This window comes from Segatella hominis, from assembly GCF_019249725.2.
In the GTDB taxonomy this organism is placed as follows: domain Bacteria; phylum Bacteroidota; class Bacteroidia; order Bacteroidales; family Bacteroidaceae; genus Prevotella.
This window is the reverse complement of the sequence record NZ_CP137559.1, coordinates 2,886,633-2,907,644: the sequence shown is the minus strand read 5'-3', so window position 1 is coordinate 2,907,644 and position 21,012 is coordinate 2,886,633. Positions and strand designations below refer to the sequence as shown.

Genomic DNA, 21,012 nt, shown 5'->3' with positions numbered 1-21,012 from the left:
GCTTACTTTTACTGTTCATCATAATTTTTTGGTTGAATGAATAGTTATTTATATGAATTAATTAAAGGACAATATTGTGTATAAGAACTAAATACATTATAATACGCCAAAAAGAGGGGTGCCGTAAGTGGCACACCCTCTTCGAGTTGTCATTGAACATGACTATCTCAGATTTGAAACAGTCTTGTTGGTTAAATAAATAATTGTCAAGGAAGTTATCTCTTTAAGTTCGGGTTCTTCTCAACGTCTGTTGTTGGGTAAGGACAGTAAATTCTATCCTCTGTCCAAGAACCAGAAACTGTAACTTGCTCCTTAGCTGTAATGTTCTTACCGTTCTCTACTGCTACTACGAGAGGAGCATTAGTTACGCGGTAGTCGAAGTTCTTCTTCAACTCGTTCATACGAAGCTCGTCAGAACGGCGGGTAACCATAGATACCCAGTTACCGGCAACTTCCCATCCGTGCTCAATGTAGCAAGCCTCAGCCAGCTGCTCTGCATTCATATCAGCAATCTTTACGGTAGTACCATTGCTCAAAGTAACGTTCTCAACATCGTTTACGGCACGGCTGCGAACCTGGCGGAGGCACTCCTTAGCCTTGTTCAAGTCACCACCTGAGCGAGCTGCGCTCTCAGCATACCAGAGAAGGATCTCTGAGTAACGGATCAGGTTGTGACGGCGGTCGTTGACCATACCATCCCAGTTAGGAGCAAGGTAATCGTAAGCCTGACGGAGCATGTTGCCATTCTCATCACAGTTTACTGTAAAGATACAGAACATTGGGTGATAAGCCTCAACCTCTGGTGTCTTTCCATCTTCCTTCAAGGCCCACCAATCTACAGCCTTAGTAATAGTTTTTCCTTCCTGGAAAGTAACCTTAGGAGCGTAGATGGCATCCTTACGAGCTCCCTCTGGGAATCTCTTCCAGAATGCGATTTCACCCCAGGCATCACCCCAGCCATTATCGCCGAGCCCTTCGAAACGGCAGCAGGAAGAAAGCTCTGAGTCATGATCCCACCAGCCACGAGCATCGTTGTTGATACCAAGTACAGTTTCCATGTTGTAGTTGTTGCCCATAGAGTAAACATCCTTCCACTCTGGGTTCAGGATGAAACCGTAAGAACCGTTGTTGTCGATGACAGACTTAGCCTGCTCTGCAGCGAGCTTGTAGTACTCTGTACCCTTGTTGAGTGGGTAGCCAGCCATAGACATATAAACTGCTGACAGGGTAGCCTGTGCAGCCTGCTTTGTAGTCCAGACATCTACACCGAACAAGCGACTAGGTTCCTTTTCATACTTAGTAGGAAGCTCGTTAACAGCAGCCTTCAAGTCAGAAACAATCAGTTCATATACCTTTTCTACACTTGATGGAGCAACTTCCAACTGAGAAACGTCAGTACCTGTAATCAATGGCACAGGACCGAATACACGTACCAGATAATAGTAAGCGTAAGCACGCCAGAAGTGAGCATTACCCAAAGCCACGTTGATCTTTTCCTGAGCTATAGGAGCCTTGCTTGCACTCTCAGTAATCAGGTTGGCTGCCTTGATTGCTGAATAATGCTGGTTCCATGCATCTACTACACCCTTGTTAGCACCATCAGATGCAAAAGCATCGAGGGCAGCGCAAGCCTGCTTGTTAGAACCAGGGTTGGCTGTAATATCATCACCCTGCCACTGTGGGTACATAGGGTTGGTCCAGCTCTGTGTCTGGTTTACTCGGTCATACAGCGCATTAACACTTGCTGTCAGGTCATCTTCGCTATTGAAGAAGTTATCTGGGGTCAACTGTCCCTTAGGTTCCTCATCCAGGAAGTCTCCACAAGAAGAGAAGGTAAGCAAGGATGCTGCCATGAGACAACCCATATATAATAATTTTCTAGTTCTCATAATTATTTCAGTTTTTAGATGATTGAAGTTAGAAGTTTACACGTACGCCCATTGTGATGGTACGAGGATTAGGGTAAGCACCCATATCCAAACCGTTATCACGGTCAACACCATTATCACTGAATGATGCACCAGCTGGGTCAATACCCTTATAGCCGGTAATGGTGAAGAGGTTCTGAGCTGAGAGAGAGAGACGGATGTCTGCAATCTTTGTCACGCTGCGTGGGAATGTATAAGCGATGCTGATATTCTCGCAACGGAGGTAATCTGCATTCTCCAACCACTTGTCTGAGTTACCGTATGTCTTGTTCTCGGCACCTACTGTTGGCATGGTGATTCCGATGTTGTTGAAGTAATCCTTATCGGTTACGAATCTAGATGCACCTACCATTGAGTTCATGGCGTAACGAACCATATTCAAACGCTTAGCACCGAATGCTGCATTGAAGAAGGCGTTGAAGTCCCAGTTCTTATAACTTACTGTATTGTTCCAACCTAATGTGAAGTCTGGGTTTGAACGACCTAATACGAAGCGATCCTTTGAAGCATCAGGAGTAGCAGTTGTTCCACCATCTGCAGTGTAATACATATCAATATATTCACCCTTTGCATTCTTTTCTACACCAGCCCACTTGAAGCCGTAGAATGTACCGATAGCTTCACCTTCCTTGATGATGGTACATGGGTCAACAGTACCTGGAGAAGGGCTTGTACCATAAAGAATAGGAGAATCAGCTGTCAACTTGGTAACCTCGTTCTTGATGTAGCTGGCATTCAATGTAGATGACCATGACCAGTCCTTGGTCTGGATAATCTGTGCATTGATTGTAGCATCAAAACCCTTGTTGCTTACCTCACCGGCATTTACCCAGTATGATGTGCCACCCAGGTAACCAGGAGCTGATGTTGTCAGGAGGGCATCCTTTGTCTTCTTGTTGAAGTAGTCTAAGCTGATGCTCAAACGGTTGCCGAAGAAACCGAGGTCAACACCGAGGTCAAACTGATGAACCTTCTCCCATGACAAGTCAGGAGTGGCAAGACCATTTGCCCAGTAACCTGTGTAAGACTGATTAGTACCGTATGTGAAACCGGTTGTACCCAAAGAACCCAATGTAGAGTAAGGAGTAATATCCTGGTTACCGATGATACCGTAGCTTGCACGGATCTTCATGTATTCTACTGCATTCTTGATAGGCTCCCAGAACTTTTCGTTAGAAATGGTCCAAGCTGCAGCTGCTGATGGGAAATAACCCCACTTCTTGTTGGTGAAACGGCTGGAACCATCCGCACGTAAGGTTCCGGTCAACATATAGCGGTCTGCATAGTTGTACATAACGCGGGCTACACCTGAAAGCATGGTCCACTTGCTGTAACCGTTGCTAGGAGTCTTGGAAGCTGCGTCTGCTACGTTCCAGTAACCTAACTGTTCGTGAGCAAGTCCTGTTCCTGACAAGCCCATGCGGCGAACCTCGTTAGAGGTAACTTCCCATACACCTGTTGCTGTCAAACCGTGATTACCCCACTTGTTGCTGTAAGTCAAGTTGTTGGTTGACTGCAAAGCGGTAACGGTAGCATCGTTGTTGCCCATGTTGTTACCTGCTGCGTTCACCTTGGTAGATGTGAAGCTGTACCACTTGTAATCGTTATAGTCGATACCGTTGGTGGTGGTGAAGGTCAAGCCCTTGAGAAGATTGAACTTCAAGTCAACGTGACCGGTTACCATCGTACGCTTGCGGTCGTTCTGGCTGTCGTGAAGATTACCGTAAGGGTTGTTCTGGATGTTGTTGTATGGGTCTTTATTATACTTTCCATTTGCATCCATCATCTCCATAGTAGGAGAGTAGTTCAAACCAACCCAGATAGGGTTATCCTGGTTCTGAGCGAAGCCTGCACCAGAGTTGTCTGTCTGAGCAAGGTTGAGGTCGGCGGTCAACTCCAACCAATCGAATACCTTATTATGAATGTTTGCCTTGATAGCGTAACGTCTAGACTTGGTGTCAACGATTACACCTTTCTGATCCATCAAGTTGGCAGAGAAGTAAGTCTGTGTTTTCTCGTTACCCTGTGAAAAGGCAACCTTATAGTTCTGAGTAATACCTGTCTGGAGCAACTGATCCATCCAGTCGATACCTGGCTTGGTACCATTCAAATAATCCTGTACAGCGCTCTGATCCACACCCTTGTGGTCAACCAAAGCCTGTGCATACTGCTTGGTACCCATTACCTCAGGGATGTTGTAAGCGTTAGAGAAACCGAAGCTGCCATCGAAGGTAACCTGGGCTGCACCTGCCTTACCGCTCTTGGTCTGTACCATCACAACACCATTGGCACCACGGGCACCATAGATAGCGGTAGAAGAAGCATCCTTCAAAACCTGGATGCTCTGGATATCCTCAGGGCTGATACCTTCAAGACCTGTTTCGCGAACAATACCATCTACTACGTAGAGAGGGTCATTGCTCTTGTTTACTGAGCTGGCACCACGTACACGAATCTTCATAGCACCACCAGGAACGCCACTTGACATTACCTGCACACCAGACATACGTCCGTTGAGGGCATCCTCAACACGTGCAACCGGCTGATCCTTGAAGCTCTTGCCTTCCATCACAGCAACAGAACCTGCTAAGTCAGCCTTCTTTACTGTACCATAACCGATGACTACAGTCTCTTCGAGCATGTTGGCATCGTCTTGCATGGTGATTTTCAATGGAGCACCATTCCATGTTACAGTCTGCGCCTTGTAGCCAATAGATGTAATGGTCAGTTTGGCACCTTTCTTTAAGTTAGAGAGCGTAAAGTTACCATCGATATCGGTAACGGTACCGCCTACCTGTCCATCAACTCTAATGGTAGCGCCAATAAGAGGTTCACCAGCAGGGTCGATGACATTACCAGTACAGGAATTTTGCTGTTGCGTAGCAGTTGCAATCAAGCTTTGGCTTGCTAACGCTGGAACGGCGCAAAGAGGTGACATAGTACCTAAAAGAGCCGCGAAATAAAAATTCACTTTTTTGTTCATAGGTGTAATTGTTTACGTTAGTTATTTAGATAATATTTTTATTCTTTCTTATTTCAGTTTTATATCTGCCTGACAGACATTTCTATCTGTTTAGTAGGCAGCAATATTGTTGATGCAAGGGCAACCTCGGGCATCATCGAATACGATGCGAAGACCATTGGTTTTGATCTTGTCAAATCTGAGGATGCGCTTGTAACCGATTGTCGTTGTCTCTTCCTTCTGATAGAGTTTCACCCAGTTCTTGTCTTGGAGATAATAGACAGTAAAGGCTTTTACCCGTTGTCCCAATGGGATGTATTCCTGAAGCATAAGGCGAGAGATTTCTTGTGTCTTGCTCAGACGGAATTCGATGCTTGCTCCTTTGACCGTTTTCGATGCCCAGAACGTGTCGTATTTCCCGTCGGTCATATTTTTGCCAATGTTTTTGCCTTGTTGGCTATCCGTTTTAGGAGTGATGCCTTTCAAGACATTGTTGGACAATTCTTGCTGTATCTTCTTGTGGAAGTTGACTGCATTGGCTGAGTCAATAGGATGAATGAGCCCATCTTTATTTACCGGAAAATTAAGCAAGAATGTGGCATTGTGCCCTACACTTCTATAATAAAGATCGCATAACTGGTCAACGGTTTTGACCTTATTGTCCTCAGTTTCGTGATAGAACCATCCTGGTCGGATGGATACATCACATTCTGCGGGGGTCCATTGATCACCATTTTCCCAGCCGAATTGCAGTTGCTTGTAGTTTTTATAGCCTGGATATACGGTATTGGAAGGAATCATAGACCAGCAGGTTTCGCCTGCAAATCCGTTTTCGTTTCCTACCCATCTGCACCCTGGTCCGCCATCACCGAAAATAGTGGCATTTGGCTGGAGACTATCTACAATCTGGAAGATTTTAGGGAAGTCGTAGTAGTGCTTTCTGTTGATGGTTCGTTTTTCCTCTGCTCCTCCGTACCATCCATCTCCTCCGTTGGCTCCATCAAACCATATTTCGAAGAGTTCACCATAGTTGCTTAGCAGTTCCTTGAGTTGGCGCTGGTAGAGTTTCAGGTAATATGGTGAGCCGTAACTGGCCTGATTTCTGTCCCAAGGTGAGAGGTATATGCCGAACTTCAATTCATATTTTTGGCAAGCTTTGGAAAGTTCTCCCACGACATCACCTTCACCATTCTTATAAGGAGTGTTTCGGATGCAGTAATCTGTCGTATGGGTTGGCCAAAGGCAGAAGCCATCATGGTGCTTTGCAGTGATGATGACCCCTTTCATACCTGCAGCAGCAAGTGTTCTTGCCCATTGCTCGCAGTCCAATTTCTTGGGATTGAAGGTTTTTACATCCGAGTTTCCGTATCCCCATTCTTTGTCATTGAAAGTGTTCAATCCAAAGTGGATGAAAGCGTATGTTTCCATTTTCTGCCATTCTACCTGTTTGGTAGTAGGAGTTGGTTGCACAGGCTCCAGTGACTTGGATGTCTTTTGTGCCGAAATTGCCAGTGTTGAGATTCCCAACATCATGGTAATCAGAAAGCATTTTCTCATGTTGTTTCGGTTTAAGTTATTTTTTTCGTACACAATGTATCTTCTCATACCTTTATATATAGAGAGATAGATTTATATTTAATCAGTTTTTTGTTGATTTTTGTTAGTCATGTATATATAGTTGTCAGTTAGAGAGAGGTATTTGCTAAGCATAGAGTAATCTGTATCTTGCCATGAGACAGGCTCCCACTACGCCCGCTTGACCTTTCAGTTCGGAGGTTACAATCTTAGAATCCTCGTTCATGACGTTGAGAGAGAATCTCTTGATGCCCATTCTGATAGGCAATGTCAGATAATCTCCTGTAGCCGACATTTCGCCTCCGATGACCAGCATTTCCGGGTTGAAGACGTTGATGATTCCTGCCAGTTGTTTTCCCAGTTCATCTGCAACATGTTGTAGGATAACTAAGCTGAGCACATCTTCTTTTGCGATGGCGTCCAGAATATCTTGTAAGTTTAACTCTTCTTTTCTGTTTACCACCTTGTCTGAAAGTATGGATTGTTTTCCTTCCAGTAGTGCTTCGGTCAATTTTCTTTTCAGAGCTCTGCCAGAAGTTTCAGTTTCTATGCAACCGATTTTTCCACAGTGGCAGATGATGTTGTTGTTGTAGCCAGGTGTATGTCCAAATTCACCGGAATATCCAGACTTTCCATAATAGAGTTTACCGTCTATGATGATTCCGATTCCGAGACCCCAGCACACATTCACAAAGATAATGTCTTTCATTCCTTTACTGCAGCCTTTGATGTATTCTGCATAGGTCATGCTTCTGGTGTCGTTTTCGATGCAAACCGGTAAATTAATCATTTCTGATATTTCCGTTGCCAAAGGTTTTTCGGTAAATGTAAACATATTGTATGCCGTTCCTTCAAAAGGATTAACGCGTTCTGCTACATTGACACAGACATTTAGTATTTCCTCTTTCTTGATAGGAAGACTGTCTATGAAATCATTGATGATGTTTCCGAGTTTTTCCAGATTCTCCGGAGTGTTTTCGTAACAGTAGGGAATTTTTGTCTTTTCCACTATCTGGTTGCCGCAGAAATCACTTGCAGAAAGTGCCAGACTGTCCATTTCCGGATTGGCACCTATAAAGTAACCTGCCTTAGGCTTCAAACCGTAAAGCATTGGGATGCGCCCCATGGCAGTTTCCTTCTTTCCGAATTCTTTGACTATTCCCACTGTCATCATCTCATTCAAGGCGCTTGTCGTGGTTGGGAGACTTACTCCTATACTCTTAGATATTTCCGGGATAGTGGATTGTCCGTGAGATATAAAATGCTCCAAGATTTTCTTAGGTATAGTAGCTTTTTTACCTATATTCTTAATATATTTTATTATCTCTTGTTTCATAAGTAATATTTTTTATTTGCAAAGATAAAGCTTTTATTAATACGTGCAACTTTTTTGTAGTTAATAAACCTTAAATGTGTTTATTTCTTTGCTTTTTTATTATTTTGAGGCTGTTTTTAGCCCCTACACCTTATTTATATATATAAGTAAACTTTAGAGTTTCTATCTTAAAGTCCTTTTTATTAAAATTCTTATGATAGAAAATAGTCTCACTCTTTCCGTGAGTTATTTTGTTCCTTTGCACGTAAACATCTGATAATGTGGCAAATATACACTTATCTGCATAAAGATGACAAAATACGAAAAGTATTGGTGTTTTAGATTTATTAACCATAAAACCTTTGAAGTAACACAAAAAACATATATCTTTGCAAAATAAAATATTTTATTAAAATATTGGCAACTAATAAAAGATATTAGAAAGATTAAAACCTCATATTTGAATAACTAGATCAAACTAACAACTGAATACGATATGAATCAGATTAAGAAACTATTTCCTGCATTCGCCCTCATGGCTTCCTTGGGGATGAATCCTGTGTGTTCTTTGGCTGCAGAAGTCAATGTGATTCCAACACCAGTCAAACTCACCCAACAGCGTGGAGAATTTATTTTGCCTTCCAGCCTTGGTATTTCCTACAATACAGAGGAAGGTAAAGCGATAGCTGGTTATCTGGCAGGCAAGCTCAAGACTTCTACTGGATATGAGGTCTATGTGGGCAACAAGAAAGGAATTGTCTCTATTGTCATCAACCCTTCGATGAAAATGAATGAGGAGGGCTATCGCCTTCAGGTTACTGCCAAGGGAGTGGTTATCAAAGCTAAGACAGGTAAGGGTGCCTTTTATGGTATGCAGACCTTCCTGCAGCTGTTGCCTGCGGAAGTGGAAAGTGCTTCTCTGGTAAAGGGAGTCAAATGGGTGGCACAATGTTGTGATATCGAAGATTATCCTCGTTTCGGTTATCGTGGTTTCCATCTCGATCCATGCCGTCATTTCATTACTGTACAGAATGTGAAGAAGCAGATTGACCTGATGGCTTCTCTCAAGGTCAATACGATGCATTTCCATCTGACGGAAGATCAGGGCTGGCGTATTGAAATCAAGAAATATCCTAAACTGACTTCTATCGGTGGTTATCGCAAGGAAGGCGATGGCTCTATCTATGGAGGTTTTTATACACAGGAGGAGATTAAGGATATCGTGGATTATGCTACCAAGCGCTATATGACGGTGATTCCTGAGGTGGATCTTCCTGGACACATGATGGCGGCTATTGCTGCTTATCCGGAATTGTCCTGTAAGGGAGAGCAGTGGACTCCAAGAATGGTTTGGGGTATTGAGGACATCGTGATGTGTCCTGGTAAGGAATTGATGTTCCATTTCCTGGATGATATCTTCAAGGAAATGGTGCCGCTCTTCCCTGGCAAATATTTCCATATAGGTGGCGACGAGTGCCCGAAAACCAGTTGGAAAACCTGCCCGACTTGTCAGAAGCGTATTGTTGACGAGCATCTTCAGGGCGATAGCAAGCACTCTGCAGAGGAAAGACTACAGAGCTATGTGATCAAACGTGTAGAAAAGATGCTGGAGAAGTATGGTAAGAAAATCATCGGATGGGATGAAATTCTGGAAGGTGGATTGAGTGAGAATGCTACCGTCATGTCTTGGCGAGGTATTGATGGAGGTATCGAAGCGGCTAAGCAAGGGCATGATGTTATCATGACTCCTGGTTCTGGTGGTCTTTATCTTGACCATTATCAGGGCGACAGTAAGATAGAACCAATCACGATTCCAAGCAGTCCTGTTTATCTGGCCAAAACCTATAGTTTCGACCCTGTTCCTGATGTAATCCGCAAGGCTGGACTTGATAAGCATATTTTGGGTGTGCAATGCAACAACTGGTCTGAATATATGTATTCCAATGCCAAGATGGAGTATATGATGTATCCTCGTGCCCTGGCACTCTCTGAGGTTGCCTGGTCGCCATTGAGTCGTAAGACCTTTACGGATTTCAGCAAGCGAGTGGATGCTAACCTCGTAAGACTTGATGAACGTTGTATCAAATATCATCTTCCTCTGCCGGAGCAGCCATACGGATCCTGCGATAAAGTGGTGATTACCCAGGATACTACCGTAACCTTTACCACTTCCCGTCCGATGAAAATGGTCTATACACTGGATGGCACGATGCCTACTCCAGAGTCTCTGGTCTATACTGCTCCTATCCCTGTAAACCATGATTGTATCATCAATATTGCTACGGTTTTGCCTTCTGGTAAGATGAGTCGCATCAGAACCATCCAGGTGGAGAAACAGAATTATGCTCCTTCTGTTGAGGTGAAAGATGTAAAGCCGGGTTTGGAGATGAAGCGTATCAAGGGGTATTATCATCATGTGAATGACTTAGAATGGACGGATGGCGTCTGGGAAAATTCTGTTATCCGCAACTTTGGCGAAATGAAATTGAAGCAGGCTGACGATGCCCGCACCTTGCGTGGAGAGAATGGTTATGCTGCTATTGCTGAAGGATATGTGATGGTGCCAGAGGATGGTGTATATTACGTTTCTTCCCGTGCCGACCAGGTTTGGATTGACAGTAAGTTGCTTATCGACAACTCCAGCGAAGTGAAGAGTATTTCCCATCGTGACAACTGCGTAGCTTTGGCTAAGGGGTTACATCCTATCAAGTATGTCTTCATAGCCAATATTACTGGTGGCTGGCCTTCTTGGTGGAACGGACTCAACCTGCAGATGCGCAAGGATAATTCCAAGGAATTTGCGGATGTTGAAGATAGTCAACTGTTCCATTAAATATATAATAAGGTAAAACCTGTTTTTAAATCATAAATATTCATGAATATGAACAAAAGAAATTTCATGTTTCTTGCCCTATTGGGTGCCATGGTTCTTAATGGGCATGGCGAAGTAAGGGCGCAAGATGCCAGCAGATGGCATAATGTAGATGTCAATCAGCAGAATCGTGCTCCTCGCCGTGCTGCGTTCTTTGCTTTCGAGAATCAGGATAAGGCTCAGGCTTTCGAGAAGAAAAATTCAGCCAACTACCTTTCGATGGAAGGCACTTGGAAATTTAATTTCGTCAAGGACTACAACAAGCGTCCTGTCAATTTCTTCGCTGCCAACTTTGATGATTCTCAATGGAAGGATTTTCCTGTACCGGGCTTGTTTGAACTGAATGGCTATGGCGACGCTACCTATAAGAATATCGGTTATGCCTGGGCTACCCAGTTTGACCCAAATCCTCCTTATATCAGCGAACTCAACAACTATACGGGTTCCTATCGCCGCACCTTTGACCTGCCTAAGGACTGGAAGGGCAAGGATGTATATTTCCATGTAGGTTCTGCTACCAGCAATTTGACTCTCTGGGTGAATGGCAAGTATGTGGGATATAGCGAAGACAGCAAGGTGGCTGCAGAGTTTAATATCTCCAAATATCTGAAACCAGGCAAAAACCTCATTGCTATGCAGGTGATGCGCTGGTGTGATGGTTCTTATTTTGAGGATCAGGACTTCTGGCGTCTTACAGGAATTGCCCGTGAGGTATATCTCTATGCCCGTCCGAAAGTTCATGCAGCTGATATCCGTCTGGATGCAGGTTTGGAAAATCAATACCGAGATGGTGTCCTGAACTATCAGGTAGCCTTGAAGGGTGGTAAGACTAATGTTACTCTTACATTGTGTGATAAGGATGGCAAGAAGATTGCCGAGGCTTCAGGTGTACAGGGTACTATTAAGGTGCCAGGGGTGAAGGCATGGACTGCAGAAACACCTTATTTATATAAGGCATTCATTACTTTGAAAAATAAGCAGGGTGTATCGGAGGTTATTCCTCAAAAGATAGGTTTCCGCAATGTGGAAATCAAGAATGCACAGCTCCTGGTCAATGGCAAGCCTGTCCTGATCAAGGGGGCTAACCGTCATGAAATAGATCCTGATGGTGGCTATGTGGTCAGCGTGGAGCGCATGATTCAGGATATTAAGATTATGAAGCAGTTGAATATCAACGCTGTTCGTACCTGTCATTATCCTGATGATCCTCGCTGGTATGACCTCTGTGATGAATATGGAATCTATGTGACTGCCGAGGCAAACCTTGAATCTCATGGTATGGGATATGATGAGAAATCTCTCGCCAAGTTCCCTGAATACCTCCAGACTCATATCGAGCGTAACGAGGGTAATGTGAAGACTTTCATCAACCATCCTTCCATCATCGTATGGAGTTTGGGTAATGAGTGTGGCTATGGCATCAACTTCGAGAAGACCTATGACTGGGTGAAAGCCTATGATCAGACTCGTCCTGTGCAGTATGAGCGTGGTGGATATGACAGTAAGACAGATATTCATTGTCCGATGTACATCGACTACGAGGAGAGTGAGAAATATTGCAAGAGTGATGGCGTAAAACCTTATATCCAATGTGAGTATGCTCATGCGATGGGTAACTCAGAGGGCGGTTTCAAGGAGTACTGGGATCTGATTCGCAAATATCCTAAGTATCAGGGTGGATACATCTGGGACTTTGTAGATCAGGGTCTGCGTGACAAGAGTCCGATTACAGGCAAGGAAATCTTTACCTATGGTGGCGACTATGGGCGTTATCCTGCCAGTGACTACAACTTCAATTGCAATGGTATTATTGCTCCAGACCGCCGTTTGAATCCGCATGCCTACGAAATCCAGTATTGGCATCAGAATGTATGGATCAAGGATCTGGATGCCGTGAATGGTGCTTTCAATATCTATAATGAGAATTTCTTCAAGAATATTGATGACCTGCACCTTACTGCAACTATCTATGCCAATGGCGTGAAGTTATCTACTGTTGAGATTCCTGAGACTAAGGGTATTGCTCCTCAGACAACTAAAATGGTGAAGAGTGATGCCTTGAAGTATGCTATTTCTGAAGCAGAGTCTGAACATAGTAAGGAGGAAATTACAGTCAATTTTGCCTTTGCCAGCGATGGTACAGAACCATTGGTAGAGAAAGGACAGGTGATGGCCCGCCAGCAGTTTGTCATCAATGAATATCAGTTTGATAAGGTAGATACTCCTATTGCGGCGACTTCTACTAAGATTTCTGGTAAGAAAGGGAAACTCCAGAGTACCAGCAATATAGAGGTAGAGGAAACCAATAGCTATGTGAAGGTTTCTGCCAAGAGAATGTCGGTTACTATAGGCAAGAAGACGGGTTTGATAGACTATCTTGACGTGGCCGGTGAGCCTATCTTGAAATTCCGCGAGAGCATGAAGCCTGAATTCTGGCGTGCTCCTACTGATAATGATTATGGTGCTTCTTTGCAGAAGGAGTTGAAGGTTTGGAAAAATCCTGTAATGAACTTGAAGTCATTCGACAAGAGTGAGATGAAGGATAGTGTTGTTTTGACGGCTACCTTTGAAATGCCTGAGGTGAAGGCTGAGTTGGTACTTCGTTATCGCATCAATGCGGTAGGTGAGGTTTCTGTTACCGAGAAGATGACCACGGATAAAGCGGCTAAGATAGCTGACTTGTTCCGATATGGTATGGTATTGGATTTGCCTGCATCATTCTCTAAGTTGGAGTATTATGGCCGTGGCCCGGAGGAGAATTATATCGACCGTCATTCTTCTACCTTTATTGGCAAATATGAGTCGGATGTAAAGGATGAGTATTATCCTTATATTCGTCCTCAGGAGAGTGGCAACCATACAGATATCCGTTATTTCTCCATCTTCAATCCTGCATCAGGCAAGGGTATTACTTTCGAGGGGTATGCTCCGATGGAGTGTAGTGCCATTCCTTATTCTATTGAGGATTTGGATTCTGGCGATGAAAAGGAGCATGCTTGGGGACAGCATAGCGGTGATTTGGTTGACAAGGGCTTGACACAGGTACATATCCAGCAACGCCAGTACGGCTTAGGTTGCATCGATAGCTGGATGACAAAGCCTATGGAGAAATACCGCATGCATTATGGCGACCGCGAATTCCGCTTCGTCATCAAGGCAAAGTAGTTTTATTTTCAAGAAGTCATATTTGTACGAGAATAGGTTTACAATGGGCGGCGCTTTCCTGCGGATTTGCAGGCGGCGCCGCTTTCCTGTTTGACTATCATGAGTATTGGTTTCTGAAAAGAATTGGTCAAAAGACTGGCATATATGATCCACCAAGTATTTTAAACGTACTCTTATTATAAAATAGATAGTTAAACACAACAATTTATATGGTTATAGCTTTGTATTTGTATGTCGATTGCTTTGTGTCGAATCTTTCTGCCTATTTATGGTAGAATCTCGCAAGAGGGAGTTTCTTGCCTTCTTGTATTCCTGATTCTCCTGCTCATAGTAGTGAGCGTAATTGAAGAAAGGCTCACTGACCGCTTCGGTACTCTCTGCGGTAAATGTATGACCATAAGGGTCTGAAGCCTTGATTGTTATTCTGGCATTTGGATTCTTTGGGACATAATAATACAGATGGTTCATGAGCAGATAACTGTTGCCCTTGCTCACAAAACGATAGGATACTGATTCGCTGTATTTATGATGATAGCCAGCGGCAAAGGCATCCTGACCTTTGCTGCTGATGCGGTGCATCCGGTATTCCTTGCCATCTTCTATTGCCACAACCCGCCAGTGGGAGTCGGCGTTAAAGACATTGGCTACCAGTATATTCTTATCTTTATCTTTGGAAAGTCCCCAGTCCTCAGCATACGATTCTCCATTGAAGTCGGTTTGTGCTCTGAAGATGGTCATCTGTTTGTTCTTATCCCAGAATGTGCCCTTATAATAGCAATCGGTAAGGCGGGTACCAATGAACTGATAGACATAATAGCCGTTTGGTGTACCGCAGATATTTATGTTGGATTGCCAGATATTACCACATGCTGCAGCATGACAATGCTCCATCACATCCTCGCCCTCGTAGCGGAATTCATGGTTGCAGGCGAAATGGGTGTGACCGCAAAAGAGTTCGTATCCTCCCTCAAACTGATGCAGGAGTGCCAGGAGTTGGGATAGGCGAGAGGAGGAATAATGTCCCTTCTCATTCTCTATGCCAAGAGGTTTGGCTTTGCCGAAAGGTGCATTTCCGAAGGTGAAAGGAATATGGTAACAGAGTACTACCTTTTTGTCTTTGGGCGTGAGGGCGAGATCCTGCTTGAGCCAGCGCATCTGCCGCTCTCGCAGTTCGCCTGGTGAATAATAGGCCTTCCCACGATAGAAGAAGCAGTTGTTGATGCACACAAAGTGCTCATCGCCACGGTCGAAAGAGTAGTCGGTAGGTCCGAAGTTTTCCTCCCACTTACGTCTGTAGAGTGCCTTTCCGTCCTGGTCGTGATTGCCGATGACGGAGAAGAGGCGCATCTCCGATGAGCCCAAGGCTTGGCGTATCTGTCTCTCCAGGTGGGCATTATATCCTCCGTAATACTGTACGTCATCGCCCATGCTGAGTCCATAGACAGGAGTCCCGGCAGGCAGACTCTTGATAGTTTGCCTGATATCTGCCATCGTCTGGGTGGTAAATCGCTCTACGTCGCTCTTCTTGATGGGGTTGTCGGTGGGCGAGGTATAATAAGGACTGTAGGCATTGGTAACCTGCGGGTCGCCGATGACAATCATCTTATAACTGATTTCCTTTCCTCCAGGTAGTCTTTTCAGGGTGAAATCATATATTTTCTTTTTCTTGGATACTGGCTGGTAGAAGCAAGCCGTGCGATCTGTAGCAGAATGGGTAGGAATCTCACAGTCGGCAGGCACGCAGTAGTAGATGAAGCGGGCAAGACTGTCCCGTTTCATCTTGTATCTTCCGAGCGAATCAGTCTTCACGCAGTTATAACCATCGCTTACGATGACGTTCGCCACACCTTTTCCGTCAGTATCTCTCAGGGTACCTATGATATTGAAGTCCTGCTTGATGACAGGTTTTATCTTCTTGATGGTATCTTTTGCCACGGTTTTCTTCTTGCGGGTATCTGGTGCCTTGACAGCGGTAGGCTGAGGCTCCTTCTGATTGCGCAGATGAAGGGTGACCCCGATTGCGATGAGAGCGCAGCAAACGAGAGATATGATAGCAATATATATCTGTTTTCTTTTCATTTTTTCAGTTAATAAAAGCTTAGACTCATAAGAATGAGCATTTTTATCTTGCAAAAATACGCATTTCTCATGTGATTACGGAAGATATTGATTTAAAAATGTCTAAATGTTACCTTTAGGTAACTTGCCTTTGGATAATATTTTGTATTTTTGCATTTCTGATATTGAATCTGCGTTCTCTGTATTTGGGGAACAAAAGAGTTCTGTCGACAATGTTTTAGATTCAGAAATAAGATAGAAAAATATAATGGCAAACGATAATAAAGGTCTTACGCCGATGATGCGGCAGTTTTTTGAGATGAAAGCGAAACATCCCGAGGCACTGTTGCTTTTCCGATGTGGTGACTTCTATGAAACTTATTGCGAGGATGCTATAGAGGCTTCCAAGGTGCTCGGTATTACCCTGACTCGTCGTAATAATGGCGGTTCGGCAGGTGGTGCTGAGATGGCTGGTTTCCCTCATCATGCACTCGATACTTATCTGCCTAAGTTGATACGTGCCGGCAAGCGTGTTGCTGTGTGCGACCAGCTGGAAGATCCGAAGAAGAAACGCTTGGAAATCAAGGGTAAGAAGGGGCTTAGCCAGATGGATAAGATGGTGAAGCGTGGCATTACGGAACTGGTGACTCCGGGTGTGGCGATGGGCGATAACGTCTTGAACTACAAGGAGAACAATTTCCTTGCTGCTGTCCATTTCGGAAAAGCTTCTTGTGGTGTAAGCTTCCTCGACATCTCTACGGGCGAATTCCTTACAGGGGAAGGTACTCCTGACTATGTGGAGAAACTGATGAGCAACTTCCAGCCGAAAGAAGTGCTTTATGATCGTGCCATGAAACAGAAATTCGAACAGTGTTTCGGAACTAAATACTGTACATACGAATTGGACGACTGGGTTTTCACCGAACAGACTGCCCGACAGAAACTCCTCGGTCATTTCAAGACCAAATCCTTGAAGGGTTTTGGTGTAGAACATCTGAAGAACGGTATCATTGCCAGCGGAGCCATCATGCAGTATCTGGAGATTACCCAGCATACCCAAATCAATCATATTACAGCACTTTCCCGTATTGAGGAGGATAAGTTCGTGCGTATGGACCGCTTTACTATCCGTAGTCTCGAACTGGTGGCCCCGATGCAGGACGATGGTTCGTCGCTTCTGAATGTCATCGACCGCACCGTAACGGCAATGGGAGGCCGTATGCTCCGTCGCTGGCTTGTCTTTCCGCTGAAAGATGTGCGTCCAATCAATGAACGACTCGACATCGTGGAATATTTCTTCAAAGAACCGGAGTTCAAGCAGTTGATGGATGATCAACTGCATCGTATCGGTGACCTGGAACGTATCATTTCCAAAGTGGCTGTGGGTAGAGTTTCGCCTCGTGAAGTTGTGCAATTGCAACATGCCTTGGAGGCTATCCAGCCAATCAAGGTGGCTTGTCAACATGCCAAGAATGAAGCCTTGCAGCGAGTGGGTGAGCAACTCAATCTCTGTGAAACGCTGAAAGAACGGATAGCAAAGGAAATCCAGCCGGATCCTCCGCAGCTTATCAATAAGGGCGATGTTATCGCTGATGGCTACAATGCAGAATTGGACGATCTGCGTTCCATTAGCCTGCATGGTAAGGACTATCTGCTCAAAATACAGGAGCGTGAGATAGAGAAAACAGGTATTTCCAGCCTGAAAGTGGGTTATAATAATGTATTTGGCTATTATTTAGAGGTGCGCAATACCTTCAAGGACAAGGTGCCTGAAGACTGGATTCGCAAGCAGACGCTTGCTCAGGCAGAGCGATATATTACTCAGGAACTGAAGGAATATGAAGAGAAGATTCTCGGTGCCGATGAGAAAATTTTGATTCTCGAAGCCCAACTCTTCAATGAACTGATAGCTTCGATGCAAGAGTATATTCCTCAGATACAAATCAATGCCAACCTCATTGCCCGTATGGATTGTCTTCTTTCCTTCTCGAAGGCATCGGAAGAAAACCACTATGTGCGTCCTGTCATCGACGATTCTGAGGTGCTCGACATCAAGCAGGGACGCCATCCTGTGATAGAAACTCAGTTGCCTTTAGGTGAGCGATATGTGCCAAACGATGTGTTGCTCGATACTGAAAAGCAGCAGATTATGATGATTACGGGTCCTAATATGGCCGGTAAATCTGCGCTTTTAAGGCAGACGGCCTTGATAGTTCTGCTGGCACAGGTAGGCTGTTTCGTACCAGCCGAGAGTGCAAGAGTAGGTCTGGTGGATAAGATATTCACCCGTGTGGGTGCCAGTGATAATATCTCGCTTGGTGAATCTACTTTTATGGTAGAGATGACCGAGGCTGCGAATATCCTGAATAATGTTTCTCCTCGTTCCCTGGTTCTATTTGATGAGTTAGGACGTGGTACTTCTACTTATGATGGAATCTCAATAGCTTGGGCTATCGTGGAATACTTGCATCAGCACAAGAAGGCGCAAGCACGTACGCTCTTTGCTACCCACTATCACGAACTGAATGAGATGGAAAAGAACTTTCCTCGCATCAAGAATTTCAATGTAAGCGTGAAGGAGGTGGATGGCAAGGTTATCTTCCTGCGTAAGTTGGAACCGGGTGGAAGTGAGCACTCTTTTGGTATTCATGTGGCTGAAATAGCCGGTATGCCTCGTAGTATCGTAAATCGTGCCAATGTTATACTGAAACAACTGGAGGATGACAATGCGGGTGTGGGTGCTGCCGGCAAACCTAATATGCAGCATTTGGATGAACCGAAGGATGGAGTACAACTCAGTTTCTTCCAGCTTGATGATCCGGTTTTGAGTCAGATACGCGATGAGATATTGGGTTTGGACATCAATAATCTCACACCGGTAGAGGCTTTGAACAAACTCAATGAAATCAAGAAGATTTTGATGGGAAGATAAGAAGTAGATAATGATGGATTGAAAATAAAAACTCTCCCTTGTTCAGGATTGGATTCCTGCAAGGGAGAGTTTCTTATTTTATAGAAAAACAGTTCTAACTGTATGGTTAAAATTGGAAATGGTTCCTATATGCTACTGCATTGACAAAGTAAGTATTACTGCCTCGGCAAAGTAAATACTACTATCCGCAATGACATAACAAGCCCAAACAAGTCCTATTTCTCTTGTTTCTCTTCCAGAGCCTTTGCTCTCTTAAAACTGGAGGCGATGCTCCAAACTCCCAGAAGAATGAGTGGGATACTCAATATCTGTCCCATATCCATAGGAAGTCCAGCCTCAAATGCCACCTGAATCTCCTTCGTATATTCGATGAAGAAGCGGAAGGCGAAGATGAGGGTGATACAGAGACCGAAATATAGGCCTGTACCCACACTCTTAGGACCTTTCTTCTTATAGATGAAGAGAATGAGCAAGAAGATAATGAGGTAGGCGATGGCCTCGTAGAGTTGTCCTGGATGGCGAGGGTATTGATCTTCACGAACAAAGATGAATGCCCAAGGCACATCAGTCACCTTGCCGATAATCTCTGAATTCATCAGATTACCCAGACGGATAAACATGGCTGCAATACCGGAGACAATACCCATATTGTCGAGCACAACCCAGCCCTTTACCTTCATGTTGCGGCAGTAGAGCCAGATGGCAACAAACATTCCGAATACACCACCATGACTGGCCAGTCCTTCATATCCTGTAAGTTTCCAACTGCCATCCGGCATGTGGTGCATAGGTATCAGCATCTCGATGAAGTGATCCCATTGCGTAAGGAAATACTCAGGCTGGTAGAAGAGGCAATGACCGAGACGTGCACCTACCAGAATACCGAAGAAGATATAAAGGAAGAGAGGCTCAAACTTGGCATCGCCCAATTTCTGCTGCTTGTAGAGTCGCTGCATGAGCAGATAACCCAATAGTAAACCGATAAGCCAGCAAGTGGAGTAATATCGGATGGTCAAAGGACCCAGATGCGCAAGAATAGGATCTGGATCCCAAACGATATAATTAAGCAGGTTTGTCATAATTAAACATTAAAACGGAAGTGCATGATGTCGCCATCCTGAACGACATATTCCTTACCCTCGATACCGAGTTTACCTGCCTCGCGAACAGCAGCCTCAGAACCATACTGGATATAATCGTCGTACTTGATGACCTCAGCACGGATAAATCCTTTTTCAAAGTCGGTATGGATGACGCCAGCACATTGAGGAGCCTTCCAGCCCTTGTGGTAAGTCCATGCCTTTACCTCCATCTCACCAGCAGTGATGAATGTCTCAAGGTTCAGGAGAGCGTATGCCTTCTTGATGAGGCGGTTAACACCACTTTCCTCCAATCCGAGTTCTTCGAGGAACATCTGCTTGTCTTCGTAGGTTTCGAGAGATGCAATGTCTTCCTCTGTCTTCGCAGCGATAACCATGCACTCGGCACCTTCTTCCTTAGCGATTTCCTCTACCTTCTTGCTGTATTCATTTCCGCTCTTGGCAGAAGCTTCATCTACGTTGGCTACGTAGAGTACTGGTTTCGTAGTGAGGAGGAAGAGATCGTGAGCCACCTTCTGCTCTTCTTTGCTTTCGAAAGTAACGCCACGTGCGTTCTTGCCTTGCTCCAACTCTGCTTTGTAAGCCTCCAGAACGGTAACCATCACTTTAGCGTCCTTGTTGCCTGCAGCAGCTGTCTTCTGCTGCTTGGCGAGCTGGGATTCGATAGTCTCCAAGTCCTTGAGCTGCAACTCTGTATCGATAACGCTCTTGTCCTCCAATGGGTCAACTTTAGCGCCACCCTCACGTACGATATTGTCATCGTCGAAGCAACGGATTACGTGGATGATTGCATCGCACTCACGGATATTTCCCAAGAATTTATTACCAAGACCTTCGCCCTTGCTGGCACCCTTAACAAGACCTGCGATATCCACGATTTCGCAAGTAGCTGGGACGATGCGTCCTGGGTGAACAATCTCTGCCAATTTGTTGAGTCGCTCATCTGGTACGGTGATGACGCCCAAGTTTGGTTCGATAGTACAGAAAGGGAAGTTAGCTGCCTGTGCTTTTGCACTAGACAGACAGTTGAACAATGTAGATTTTCCCACGTTAGGAAGACCTACAATACCACATTTTAATGCCATTTTATTTTTAAACGTTTAAA

General features: G+C 44.6%; 9 protein-coding genes and 1 pseudogene. 3 read left to right on the top strand and 7 right to left on the bottom strand.

Going from position 1 to position 21,012, the window contains the following annotated elements:
- Positions 1-215 precede the first annotated feature (215 nt).
- The 4 genes and pseudogenes from KUA50_RS11745 to KUA50_RS11730 all read right to left on the bottom strand — a co-directional run bounded on the left by KUA50_RS11745 (position 216) and on the right by KUA50_RS11730 (position 7,801).
- Positions 216-1,889, bottom strand: coding sequence for a RagB/SusD family nutrient uptake outer membrane protein (locus tag KUA50_RS11745; RefSeq protein WP_218457505.1), 1,674 nt, complete (start codon positions 1,887-1,889; stop codon positions 216-218).
- A gap of 28 nt (positions 1,890-1,917) precedes the next feature.
- Positions 1,918-4,911, bottom strand: coding sequence for a SusC/RagA family TonB-linked outer membrane protein (locus KUA50_RS11740; protein WP_295297214.1), 2,994 nt, complete (start codon positions 4,909-4,911; stop codon positions 1,918-1,920).
- Positions 4,912-5,004: 93 nt separating this feature from the next.
- Positions 5,005-6,447 (bottom strand): annotated as a pseudogene (locus KUA50_RS11735) (alpha-L-fucosidase); the annotation flags it as partial.
- A 145-nt stretch (positions 6,448-6,592) separates the two neighbouring features.
- Positions 6,593-7,801, bottom strand: coding sequence for an ROK family transcriptional regulator (locus KUA50_RS11730; protein ID WP_218457507.1), 1,209 nt, complete (start codon positions 7,799-7,801; stop codon positions 6,593-6,595).
- A 475-nt stretch (positions 7,802-8,276) separates the two neighbouring features.
- Here KUA50_RS11730 and KUA50_RS11725 point away from each other — a divergent pair, with 475 nt between their 5' ends.
- Both KUA50_RS11725 and KUA50_RS11720 read left to right on the top strand, forming a co-directional pair.
- Entirely contained in the window at positions 8,277-10,613 is a 2,337-nt protein-coding gene (locus KUA50_RS11725; protein ID WP_256624316.1) for a family 20 glycosylhydrolase, read from the top strand.
- A gap of 66 nt (positions 10,614-10,679) precedes the next feature.
- Positions 10,680-13,817 (top strand): glycoside hydrolase family 2 TIM barrel-domain containing protein, encoded by a 3,138-nt coding sequence (locus tag KUA50_RS11720; RefSeq protein WP_218457535.1) that lies wholly within the window; start codon positions 10,680-10,682, stop codon positions 13,815-13,817.
- A gap of 213 nt (positions 13,818-14,030) precedes the next feature.
- On the opposite strand, the gene KUA50_RS11715 is transcribed toward KUA50_RS11720, so the two are convergent.
- Positions 14,031-15,896: a calcineurin-like phosphoesterase C-terminal domain-containing protein gene (locus tag KUA50_RS11715; protein ID WP_218457508.1), complete on the bottom strand. Its 1,866-nt coding sequence runs from the start codon at positions 15,894-15,896 to the stop codon at positions 14,031-14,033.
- A 247-nt stretch (positions 15,897-16,143) separates the two neighbouring features.
- On the opposite strand from KUA50_RS11715, the gene mutS reads away from it, so the two are divergent.
- Positions 16,144-18,807: a DNA mismatch repair protein MutS gene (mutS, locus tag KUA50_RS11710; RefSeq protein ID WP_218457509.1), complete on the top strand. Its 2,664-nt coding sequence runs from the start codon at positions 16,144-16,146 to the stop codon at positions 18,805-18,807.
- A 215-nt stretch (positions 18,808-19,022) separates the two neighbouring features.
- On the opposite strand, the gene lgt is transcribed toward mutS, so the two are convergent.
- Positions 19,023-19,886 carry a prolipoprotein diacylglyceryl transferase gene (lgt, locus tag KUA50_RS11705; protein WP_218457510.1) on the bottom strand — a complete coding sequence of 288 codons (864 nt, stop codon included), beginning with the start codon at positions 19,884-19,886 and terminating at the stop codon, positions 19,023-19,025.
- A 2-nt stretch (positions 19,887-19,888) separates the two neighbouring features.
- Entirely contained in the window at positions 19,889-20,992 is a 1,104-nt protein-coding gene (ychF, locus tag KUA50_RS11700) for a redox-regulated ATPase YchF (protein ID WP_218457511.1), read from the bottom strand.
- Between the last annotated feature and the right edge of the window lie 20 nt (positions 20,993-21,012).